Raw genomic sequence first — 11719 nt, 5'->3', positions numbered from 1 at the left:
TCATGACTATTTTGCTGCGGGTGCACAGGCGGCGGCGCACCGCAGTCCAGCCTGCTACTGATCAACGGGGGAAACTGGCGCAAAAAGCTGGTCAGCGCACTGCCACCGGCAGCAAAAAGCCCGGCGGGGCCGGGCTTTTTGTATCAGGGACTACTGGGTAGCTGTATCAGCTACGGTAGTCGGCATTGATTTTCACATAATCATAAGAGAAGTCGCAGGTCCAGACCGTGGCTTGGGCCGCACCACGCCCCAGCACCACGCGAACGGTGATTTCGCTCTGGCTCATCACACGCTGACCATCTTCTTCTTTGTATTCCGGGTTGCGACCGCCATTGCAGGCAACCAGTACATCATCCAGATACAAGGAGAGGCGATCGACATCCAGATCGCTGACGCCAGCATAACCAATGGCGCACAGCAAACGGCCCAGGTTCGGGTCGGAGGCGAAGAAGGCAGTCTTGACCAGCGGCGAGCGGGCGATGGCGTAGGCCACGTCCTTGCACTCGGCCACGGAACGGCCACCCTCTACCTTGACGCTGATGAACTTGGTGGCACCTTCACCGTCGCGGATGATGGCCTGGGCCAGCTCGGTGGCCACATCGACCAGCGCTGCCTTGAGAACGGCGTAGGCCGGGTGATTGACCGAATCGATACGCGGTGCCGCGCTCTTGCCGGTGGATACCAGGATGAAGCTGTCGTTGGTGGAGGTATCGCCATCCACCGAGATGCAGTTAAAGGAAAGGTCGGCCACTTCCTTGACCAGTTGTTCCAGTACCGGACGGGTTACCGGGGCATCGGTGGCGACAAAGCCCAGCATGGTGGCCATGTTCGGGTGGATCATGCCGGCGCCCTTGGCGATGCCGGTGATGCTGACCTTGGCGCCGTCGATATCGAGCGTGCGGCTGGTGGCCTTGGGCGCGGTATCGGTGGTCATGATGGCTTCGGCAGCCTCGGCCCAGTTGGCCGGGCGACGGGTCGGCAGTGCCTGGATGATCTTGTCGGCAGGCAGCGGCTCCAGGATGACGCCAGTGGAGAACGGCAGGATTTGTTCAACTGCGCAGTCCAGCTCGCCGGCCAGTGCCTGACAGACCGACAGTGCGCGTTGACGGCCGTCTTCTCCGGTTCCGGCATTGGCATTACCGGTATTCACCACCAGAGCACGGATTTGCACACCGGCATCCAGATGATTCTTGCTGATTTGCACCGGGGCGGCGCAGAAACGGTTTTGCGTGAACACGCCGGCAACGGTATTACCCTTGTCGATGCGCACCACCAGCACATCCTTGCGGTTGGCTTTTTTGATGCCGGCTTCTGCCACGCTCAGTTCGATGCCATCAATGATGGCCAGTTGATCGGCGCTAACCGGAGTCAGGTTGACTGCCATGATGAATTCTCCATGCCGGCACGCTGACACGTGCCTGTTACTTGTATGTTGTGTGCCTAGATTGTAACGGAATCAGTCCTGCTGGCTATCGAGGATTTGTTGCAATGCATCGCCATAGCGCGCCAGCTTCAGTTCACCCAGGCCGTATACCTTGCCCAGCTCGCGCAGGCTTTGTGGCCGACGCTCGACGATGTCGCGCAAGGTCCGGTCAGAAAACACCGCATAGGCTGGAACATTGTGTTCATCCGCGGTCTGGCGGCGCCAGCGGCGCAAGGCCTGCCACAGTCGTTCTTCCCTTTCGGTGCGCAACCAGCGGTCGGTATTGACGCTGCGCGCCTTGCTGTCTTCCGCCAGCGGGCGCAGATAGATTTTCTCCTGCCCCTTGAGCAAGGAGCGGCAGGCATCGGTCAACACCAGCGACTGCCCGCGGGCGATGTCCACTTGCAGGATCTTGCGCGCCACCAGCTGGCGGATGAGCGAACGCCAGGCGCGCTGGTTGTAGTCGCGCCCGATGCCGAAGGTGGACAGCTTGTCATGCCCGAAACTGAGGACCGACTGGTTGCTGCGCCCCAGCAGCACATCCACCACATGATTGGCAGCAAAACGCTGCTCCACTCTATAGATACAGGACAGCAGCTTCTGCACCGGTACGGTGGCGTCAAAAGTGATGGGGGGATTCAGGCAATTGTCGCAATGACCGCAGGGCTTGCTGGCTTCGCCAAAGTGGCTGAGGATTTGCTGGCGGCGGCAACTGGCGGTTTCGCAGAAGGCCAGCATGGCATCCAGCTTGGACAGTTCCACCTGCTTTTGCAGCTCGGCCATTTCCGAGCCCTGGATCATCTGGTTGAGCTGCACCATGTCGTTCAGCCCATAACACAGCCAGCTGGAGGCTGGCAGACCATCCCGCCCCGCCCGGCCGGATTCCTGATAGAAATTCTCCGGACTCTTGGGCAGGTCGATATGGGCGACAAAGCGTACATCTGGCTTGTCGATGCCCATGCCGAAGGCCACGGTGGCCGCCATGACAATGCCTTCTTCGCGCAGGAATTCGCGCTGGTGCCGCTCACGTACCTCGTGACTGAGGCCGGCGTGGTAGGGCAAGGCCGGAATGCCGTTCTGGCTCAGCCACTCGGCGGTTTCTTCCACCCGCTTGCGCGACAGGCAATACACAATGCCAGAAGCGCCAGGATATTCATTATTGATGAAGTCCAGCAGCTGCTTTTTGGCGTTGTGCTTTTCCACCACCTGATAGAACAGATTGGGGCGATCGAAGCTGGAGAGAAACACCCGTGCGTCGCCCAGTTTCAGGTAATGCAGGATGTCTTCGCGGGTTTGCGGGTCGGCCGTGGCGGTCAGCGCGATGCGCGGTACCTGAGGATAGTGGTCGGCCAGCATGCCCAGCTGCTGGTATTCCGGGCGGAAGTCATGCCCCCACTGGCTGACGCAATGCGCTTCATCGATGGCAAACAGGGAAATGTCCAATTGCGCCAGAAAATCCAGAAAGCGCGGGGTCAGCAAACGCTCCGGCGCGACATACAACAACTTCAAGGAACCATCGCGGGCGCGCCGGGCAATATCACGGGCATCGTCCGGCGCGGTGGCCGAGTTCAGACAGGCGGCCGCCACGCCAACTTCGGTGAGCGCAGCCACTTGATCCTGCATCAGCGCAATCAGCGGTGAAACGACAATGGCCACCCCCAGCCGCATCAGCGCTGGAATCTGGTAGCACAGGCTCTTGCCGCCGCCAGTTGGCATCAGCACAAGGGCATGACCGCCATCCACAATGTGCTGCACGATTTGCGCCTGCTGACCACGAAAGGCCGGATAGCCGAAGATATTGCCAAGTAAGGTGAGTGCGTCCTGCATGCGGGGTAAGCACCAAGCCTGTGCCAGATAATCCGGTCAGGACAAGGCCGACAACCTGTTTGAAGTCATGGGAAGGGAGCCATTGTACGGCAAAGCGCCGCTACACAAAAAAAAGCCGCCCGAAAGGGGCGGCATCAAGTTTGGATGGAGACAATGTGAAACGAAGAGAAAGATGCTCTCGTAGCAGAGAGACCATTAGTCAATATTGAAAGTTCATTTTCTATTAAAGACAATTCTTAAACTTTCACATGAAAATGACGTCAATCCAGACCCAAACATCAGGCACACAACAAGCAATATCACCACGGTGGCGGCAAGCAGGACTTGCCGTTGGTGCCAGCATGATTTCCTCCACGCTGCCGCCTATGCGAAACTGTGGGCATTACACCGGAGATCAAGCATGTTTTATCGTCTGCTCGCCCTGGCAGCCTGTGGCAGCCTGCTGGCCGCCTGCACTACCGTCCCTACTCAAACCTCATCCCCCAGGCCAAAACCGTTGCCTGCTCCCCTGCCGTCACAGGCCAATGCTGACTGGGAAAACCTGGGCGTATCACCCAATGGCAACATCCTGAACGAACTGGACAAGCTGTCGATCAAGCCGCAAGGCAGTGTTGTGACCTTTCGCGATCGCAAGACCATCTTCAATGTGAAGAAAGAAAACTTCCTGTCCACTCCACGGCACAAAATTTCCATCAACAGCTGGCTGATCGACTGCTCTGCGCGCACTTTCCGCCTGACCAGCATGGTGTTGTTTGACGAAAATGGTCGCCAGATCGCCAGTTACACTTACAATGACAGCCAGATAAAAGCGATGCCGGTCACCCAGAACTCGGCCAGCTATCAGCAGATGCAATACGTGTGCAAGGGCCTGGCCGGCTTCTGATATATTCGGATGCCACTCCGGTATATCAGCCTTGCCAGGCTTTAACGTCGCCAACCGTTGCACACAACAGCCAGCCGGCTCCATCCACCAGCATATATATAGTGTCGCCAAAGGGAGATTCCATGCACGCCATCCGCCGTGTGGTGTTCAATCAGAAAGGTGGGGTAGGCAAGTCCACTATTACTGCCAATCTGGCTGCCGTGGCCGCCCGTCAGGGTAAGAAGGTGCTGCTGATTGACCTGGATGCCCAGGGCAATGCCAGCCACTACCTGACCGGTGCGACGACGCATGCTGCGGAAAAATCCGCCGCTGGCTTTTTTGGCCAGATGCTGAATATCAGCATGTACAGCAAGGAGCTGCCGGACTTTGTCAGCAACACGCCCTTTGATGCGCTGCAGCTGCTGGCATCACATCCGGAACTGAGCGAGCTGATGGTGAAGCTGGAAAGCCGCTACAAGATGTTCAAGCTGAAAGAGGCGCTGGACCAGGTGGCTGGGGAGTTTGACGAAATCTGGATCGACACCCCGCCTGCGCTCAACTTCTTTACCCGCTCGGCCCTGATCGCAGCTGACCGCTGCCTGATTCCGTTTGATTGCGATGCGTTTTCGCGCCAGGCCTTGTACAACCTGCTCTCCAGCGTGGAAGAGATCCGTGCCGATCATAATCCTGCACTGCAGGTAGAAGGCATCGTGGTCAACCAGTTTCAGCCGCGTGCCAGCCTGCCAGTGCGACTGGTGGCCGAATTGCGCGCCGAAGGCCTGCCCGTACTGGATCCGCCGCTGTCTGCGTCGGTAAAGATTCGCGAATCGCACGATGTGGCAAAGCCGATGATTTATCTGGACCCCAAACACAAGCTATCGCTTGAGTTTACTGCCCTGTACCACACGCTGGCCTGATGCCGGCAGGAAATCATGTCGAGCCTGAATCGTCTCACTTCCCTGTTGCTGGGAGCACTCCTGACCATTGCCCTGCTGTCGGCTGAATATGCGCTGCTGCTGGACAATGATCAGGTACGCGAACAAGAGAAGCTGCAACATTGGGGGGAGCTGGGAACGGAGCTGCTGGCCACCCGGCTACAGGAAATGCTCGACCGCACCGACCTGCTGGCACAAAGTCTGATCCGACAGCGGCACAGTACCGGCACGCCCCCCAATCTGAGCGAACTGGCACCCACCGTCCTGAAAGAAGAAAGCCGTTTTGGCGGTATCGGCATCGTACGGCGCATCGGCCCGAACCAGCGTGCCGAATTCGAAGCCAATATCGCCAACAGCATACGTACTCTCAAGGACCGGCATCTGGTCCCCAGCCCGCAGCAACCGATGTACTACCCAGTGGAAAGCTATCTGCCGGACGACGGCAACGCACTGCCGCAAGGGATGGATCTGGGCAGCCTGGACAACGCCAGACGCAAGATGGACCAGGCGCGCAACCGCAATCAGCCCATGCTCATGTTTAACACCCTGACGCCGGGTGCCACACCGCGACTGGACATCATGGCCAATCTCGGTGATGACGGCCACATGTTGCTGGTCAATCTGCGTAGCGATCTACTGCTGCAAAGCAGCCAGAACAACCCCGACCAGCCCAATCCGCTGCAACATGTGCGCCTGGTGGTTTGGAATCAGGAAGCACCGGACCGCCCCAGCCTCGACTCGCTGCCCGCACAGGCCTTGCCATCAGGCAACCCGTTACTGACCACGCGCCGCCATATCGGCGGCTACGACCTGCTGTTTGGTGCCTACCCGCTGGAAGAAGACCAGCCGGCACTCAGCATGCAGGGCTACGGCATTCTTGCCGTCTCGGCCATCATCATGTGCCTGCTGCTCATTCTGCAGCAGCGGCAGATTACGCATAACCGGGAATTGCGTATCCTGCTGCGCCGCCAGCACCAGCAGCTGGAACTGAACAACCGCACGCTACGCGAACAGATCAACGACCGCACGCATTCCGAGCAGGCTCTGGCGGAAAGCGAAGCCCGCCAGCGCGCCATCCTGCAAGCCAGCTCGGACGCCATCATCCTGATCAACCGCAATGGCCTGATCACCCATGTCAATCCCGCAGCCGCCCGGTTGATTGGCCAGAGCGCGGAATCCATCGAGCACCTGCCAGTCGGCTCGCTACTGACCGAACTCTACAGCCTCAACCCCAGCATCAGCTTTGAAGCCATTGCCGCCGCCCGTGAAGGCCGCCCCTTCGAGGCACACTTGCTGTGCAGCGACAACCGGCATATGCCGGTGGAACTGTCGCTCAGTCGGGTTGAAGTCCCGGACGACTCCTTCTACGTGGCGGTGTGCCGCGACATCAGCCTGCGCAAGGAGCAGGAGGCCGCGCTGATCCGGCTGAAAAACAGCCTGGCAGAACAGGTGGAAGTACAAAGCCGGCAACTGGCAGCCCTGCTGGAAGCCAGCCCCATGGCCATGGCCTATATTGTCGACCGCCACCTGCGCCGGGTAAACGGTGCTTTCCTTGATCTGTTCGAACGCAAGGAAGACGAGGTCATCGGCCAAACCACCCTGCCCTACTTCGAAAGCCAGGAGCAATGGGAGCGCACCGGCCGCGCACTGTACAACCTGCTCAATGACGGCAAGGTGGTTCAATCGGAAGTGAAGCTGCGCACCGGTTCCGGCAAGGTCATCTGGTGCCGCATGTTTGGCCGGGCGGTGAATCCGTCCGTGCCCAAGCTGGGTACCATCTGGCTGTACCAGGACTTTTCTGCCCAGCGCGAAATGGAAGATGCGCTGCGCCAGGCCAAGACGCTGGCCGAAGAAAACAGCCGCGCCAAAACCGAATTCCTGGCCAATATGTCGCATGAGCTGCGCACGCCGATGCATGCCATCCTGGGCTTTACCGAAATCGGCGAAGCGCGCTCGCGCCAGCTGCAGGATGACAAGCTGGCACAGTACTTCCAGCGCATCCACAGCAGCGGCAACCGCCTGCTGCAGTTACTCAACGACCTGCTGGACCTGGCCAAGATGGAAGTGGGCAAGATGGACTACCATTTCGGTCATTACGACCTGACCCACTGTCTGCGCGAAGCCTGTGATGAAATGACCCCGCTGGCAGGCAACCGTAATATCAGGATCTACCTCTACAGCACGCCGGACAAGCTGACTGCAGACATCGACCCCTTCCGGCTGGGCCAGGTGGTGCGCAACCTGCTGTCCAATGCCATCAAGTTCAGTCCGGATGGCGAAGTCATTCGCGTCACCGCGCGCCTGCAACAGGACAGCCAGCAGCAAGAACAGATCATGCTATGCGTGGAAGATGCCGGCCCGGGTATTCCGGCGGATGAAATCGAAACCATCTTCGACAAGTTCATCCAGAGCAGCGCCACCAAAACCGGGGCTGGCGGCACCGGCCTGGGCCTGGCCATCTGCCGCGAAATCATCCTGGCACATCATGGCGTCATTTTTGCCGAAAACCTGAGCCCGCGCGGTGCAGTATTCACTGCCCTGCTGCCACGCCAGCACGACAATCACACGCCAAACGAGGAAGCCTATGCCCCACCGTCTTTTACTCGTTGACGACGAGCCATTCAATCTGGAGCTGATGACCGAGCTGCTGGAAACAGCAGGCTATGAAACCGTGTGCGCCGACAATGGCGAACAAGCCTGGCAGATCCTGCAAGAACAAGGCAGCACGCTGTCCATGGTGCTGCTCGACAAGATGATGCCCGGCCTGAATGGCTTTGATGTGCTCAAGCGCATCAAGAGCACGCAAGAGCTCAACTTCCTGCCCGTCATCCTGCAGACTGCCATCGGCTCCCCTTCCAGCGTGCAGCAAGGCATGGAGGCGGGTGCTTTTTACTATCTGACCAAGCCCTTCTCGCGCGATATGCTGCTGGCGGTGGTCAAGGCAGCCCAAAGCCACTGGGACCGGCACCAGGCATTTCGAGAGCTGGCCAAGCAGCACCTGGATGCGCTGTCCCAGTTGCAGCAGGCTGAATTCCGCCTGCGCACCCTGAAAGAAGCCCAGACCGTCACCGCCTTGCTGGCACGCACTTGCACCCAACCGGAAAAAGTGGCGACCGGCCTGTTCGAGCTGATGGTCAATGCCATCGAACACGGCAACCTGGGCATCAGCTACGCCGAAAAAACCAGGCTGCAATCCGAAGGCGGCTGGGAAGAAGAACTGGAACGCCGCCAGCACGATCCGGTACTGGGACAACGCGAAGTCAGCATTTTCTTTTTCCGCGACGCCAGTTGCTACCGCTTTACCATCCAGGACATGGGGGATGGCTTTGATTGGCAGAACTATCAGGACTGTCCGTCGGCCTCGCTGCTGGCCAGCCATGGCCGCGGCATCCTGATTGCGCGCAAGCTGTCCTTCGACAATGTTGAATACCAAGGCAATGGCAACCGGGTTGTCGCCAGCGTGCTGCATACGCCTTAATTGGCCGCCACCCCGCAGTTGCCAGGGCTGCGCCAGTAGCGCGCAGCTTGAATCCGGTAGCACTCAAACGACAGCTCCGTCCCCATGTCAATGCTGATCAAGCCGTCCGCATCGGTACGCAGCACCCCGCCTTGTGCCTGCAAGGCCTCCAGCACGCGCGGTTGCGGATGACGGTAGCGGTTGAGAAAGCCCACGCTCAGCACTGACCATTGTGGCGCCACCGTCTCCAGCCACTCCGGCGCGGTGGAGGTCCGGCTACCGTGATGCCCCACCACCAGCACCGTGCTGCGTAATTGCCCGCCATAATCCGCCACCAGCTGCTGCTCCACCGCCCGTGGCGCATCGCCACTGATCAGGATGGCATGCCGCCAGCTGGCCACCCGCAACACACAGCTGTGGCTGTTGTCATCAGGCAACTGCGCGCCGGCTGGCGGCCATAGCACATCAAAGCGCACCCCATCCCACACCCAGCTCTGCCCTCGCTGGCAGATCTCCCCCGTCAAACCATATTGCTCCAGCGTGGCCGCCTGGCCCGCCAACACGCGCTGCAGCGGTATGGCTGCGGCAATATCAGCCGTGGCAGCATCGTGATCCTTGTCATTGTGCGACAACAGCAGCACATCCAGCTGACGGATGCCAAAACCACGCAATTGCGGCAATACCCAGCGCTCGCCACCTGCGGCACCGGTATCGAACAGCAAAGCATGCTGATGAGTCTGGATCAGCACGGCCAAGCCTTGGCCGACATCCAGCAAGCGGATGCGTGCGGTACCAGGCTCTGGTGCTGCGGGCTGGTAGAACAATACCGGCAGCAGCAGACTGCCGCCCAACCAGCGCCCCGGCATGCCACCAGGCGCCAGCAGCCAGACGCTGCCTATCCCGCCCAGCAACAACAAAGGCCATGGCAGTGCGGCAGCCTGCCACACCGGCAACTGCGCCAGCCAGTCCACTCCACGGTAAAACCACTCCGCCAGCCAGCCGGCCAGTTGCAAGGGCAGATCCCAGGGCAACGCCACCGCCAACAGGCTGGCCGGAGTCAGCAACACGGAAACAAAGGGAATGCCCAGGGCGTTGGCCAGCGGCGACACCAGCGGGAAACTGCCGAACATAGCGAGCAGCGGCAACAGGGAAGCCACGGTAGCCGCCCATTGCCCCATCAATGCCTGCTGCACTTTCCCGGCAGGACGCCGTCGTCCCAGTGAAGACAGCATCAGTGCGGCCACCAGGCCAAACGACAGCCACAGACCGGGTGCCAGCACTGCAAAAGGATCGATCAGCAATACAATGGCCAAGGCCAGCCACCAGATATGTAGCCCGCTCCAGGTGCGCCGCCATAGCAGCATCAGTGCCACGCAGCACAGCATGTAGAGCGTTCGCTGGGTGGGCACGGAAAAGCCGGCCAGCACCGCATACGCAGCAGCAGCCATCACGCCGGACAGCACAATCAGAATGCGCGGGTGCAAATAGCTGACTGGCCAGCGTCGCAGCAGCCAGGCCACGATTGCCGCTGCCATCCCCGCCACCATGGTGATATGCAAGCCTGAAATAGAAACCACGTGGGTCAGGCCGGTACGAGCCAGGCTCTGCCATTCCTCTCGCGCAATCTGCTGTTGGGCACCCACGGTCAAGCCAGCCACTAGTCCGGCAGCACGCTGTTGCCCCAGCACGGTTTCGATACGCAATACCAGCCTCTCACGCAAGCGATCCACCACTGCCAGGACATCATTGGCCTCACCCAGCCGCTGCGCTCCGGGCTGCACCGTGCCGGTGGCCAGAATGCCCTCTGACCAATACCACTGCTCCGCATCAAAACCATGGGGATTGGCGGTGGACTGTAATGGCCGAAAACGCGCCGTCAGCCTCCAACGCTCACCGGCATGCCAGGCCATATCACTGGTACCCTCGCCCTTGCGGGCAAAAACAGACAGCTGCACCCGCTCCGGCAGTTGCGCGCCCGACGTCAGCACCTGTTCTACCTCAAACTGCATGCGCACCCCATACGTGCCGGATACCGGCAAACCACGCACCACGCCTTGCAAGGCCAGCGGCTTTTGCCATAGCGACGCGGGCAACGCTTGTGCCAGCCGCCATTGTGCACGGGCGTCGGCATAGCCAAGCCCAAGCAAGAAGGCCAACAGCATACCGGCCAGCCATGCCGGACGCGCTGGGGCAAGCCGCGACACCAGCAACAGCAGCAGGCACAGACCGGCAAGATTCCACAGGGAGGGCAACACGGGCAAAAAGGCACAGCAAACAATGCCGGCCACAAACAGGGCAAGTTTCAGCATGTGTTCCTTATGCCCGCAGCTGCTGCGCACGACAATGTCGACAGGGACAGGCTGCTTGCCGCACTGCCATACATCCCGTATCGTGCCGGCATGATTCAAGGAAGCCCCATGACACCCACTGCGCTGTTCTGCGCCGAAAGCGCCCGCCACGACCAGGCAGCCCTGCTCGCCAGCCGCTTTGCCCTCCCCCTGCTCACTCGCCGTCCGGAGGAGGGCTACTGGTTGGAGCTGGGTGCAGAGCGGCTGGAGCTGGTCACCACCGGCAAGCACGGCGCGGTGTATGCCGAATTTGTTGAAGGCGCGGCGCGCCACCGCCGCGAACAGGGTGGTGGCCGTGGCCAGCCCGTTGCCAAGGCCGTCGGCCTGAAGGGTGCCAAAGACCTGCCCCACATTGTCGATGCCACCGCAGGCCTTGGCCGCGACAGTTTTGTGCTGGCCAGCCTGGGCTGCCAGGTGACCATGGTGGAGCGCTCGCCTGTGGCTGCCGCCCTGCTGTTTGATGCACTGGAACGCGCCGCGCGCGCGCCGGAGACCGCCGACATCGCATCCCGCATGCAGCTAGTGCACGCCAATTCAGCCGACTGGCTGGCACAGCTTGGCGACAATGAGCGACCAGATGTGGTGTTTGTCGATCCGATGTTTCCAGATACCGACAAGAAAAGCGCGGCGGCCAAGAAGGACATGCAGGCCTTCCAGCAGGTGATTGGCGATGACATGGACAGCGCCCGCCTGCTGGACGCCGCCATTGCCGCCGCCAGGGTGCGCGTGGTGGTGAAGCGGCCACGCCTGGGCTCCCCCATCGAGGGCGTCAAGCCATCGGCAGTACTGGATGGCAAGTCCACCCGTTTCGACCTTTACATCATCAAGGCCCTGCGCCCGGAACACAGTCAGCCCTGAAGCGGGGAG

At 60.3% G+C, this 11719-nt stretch carries 8 protein-coding genes; 5 read left to right on the top strand and 3 right to left on the bottom strand.

Annotation, left to right across the window (positions count from 1 at the left end; genetic code table 11):
• Positions 1–166: 166 nt before the first annotated feature.
• Positions 167–1384 (bottom strand): bifunctional glutamate N-acetyltransferase/amino-acid acetyltransferase ArgJ, encoded by a 1218-nt coding sequence (gene argJ, locus QVF59_RS06085; protein ID WP_287878065.1) that lies wholly within the window; start codon positions 1382–1384, stop codon positions 167–169.
• A 72-nt stretch (positions 1385–1456) separates the two neighbouring features.
• A complete protein-coding gene (gene recQ, locus QVF59_RS06080) occupies positions 1457–3250 on the bottom strand; it encodes a DNA helicase RecQ (RefSeq protein ID WP_287878064.1) in 1794 nt (597 codons plus the stop codon).
• 400 nt (positions 3251–3650) lie between these two features.
• Between recQ and QVF59_RS06075 the strand changes: the two genes are divergently transcribed.
• The 4 genes from QVF59_RS06075 (at position 3651) to QVF59_RS06060 (ending at position 8525) form a co-directional block, all read left to right on the top strand.
• A complete protein-coding gene (locus QVF59_RS06075) occupies positions 3651–4133 on the top strand; it encodes a surface-adhesin E family protein (RefSeq protein ID WP_287878062.1) in 483 nt (160 codons plus the stop codon).
• Between the two features lie 122 nt (positions 4134–4255).
• Positions 4256–5029 carry a ParA family protein gene (locus tag QVF59_RS06070; protein ID WP_287878060.1) on the top strand — a complete coding sequence of 258 codons (774 nt, stop codon included), beginning with the start codon at positions 4256–4258 and terminating at the stop codon, positions 5027–5029.
• A gap of 15 nt (positions 5030–5044) precedes the next feature.
• Positions 5045–7657, top strand: coding sequence for a sensor histidine kinase (locus tag QVF59_RS06065; RefSeq protein WP_159879762.1), 2613 nt, complete (start codon positions 5045–5047; stop codon positions 7655–7657).
• A complete protein-coding gene (locus QVF59_RS06060; RefSeq protein WP_159879764.1) occupies positions 7632–8525 on the top strand; it encodes an ATP-binding response regulator in 894 nt (297 codons plus the stop codon). Before QVF59_RS06065 ends, QVF59_RS06060 begins: the two co-directional genes overlap by 26 nt.
• Here QVF59_RS06060 and QVF59_RS06055 read toward each other — a convergent pair.
• Complete coding sequence (locus QVF59_RS06055; protein ID WP_287878057.1) at positions 8522–10813, bottom strand: DNA internalization-related competence protein ComEC/Rec2; 2292 nt, start codon at positions 10811–10813, stop codon at positions 8522–8524. The genes QVF59_RS06060 and QVF59_RS06055 overlap by 4 nt on opposite strands.
• A gap of 108 nt (positions 10814–10921) precedes the next feature.
• Between QVF59_RS06055 and QVF59_RS06050 the strand changes: the two genes are divergently transcribed.
• The gene (locus QVF59_RS06050; RefSeq protein WP_287878055.1) at positions 10922–11710 is read left to right on the top strand and encodes a class I SAM-dependent methyltransferase; all 789 of its coding nucleotides are present in this window, start codon (positions 10922–10924) and stop codon (positions 11708–11710) included.
• The last annotated feature ends 9 nt before the right edge of the window (positions 11711–11719 follow it).

This window comes from Aquitalea sp. (assembly GCF_030150775.1).
Classification (GTDB): Bacteria; Pseudomonadota; Gammaproteobacteria; order Burkholderiales; family Chromobacteriaceae; genus Aquitalea; species Aquitalea denitrificans.
This window is presented reverse-complemented; position numbering and strand designations above follow the sequence as displayed.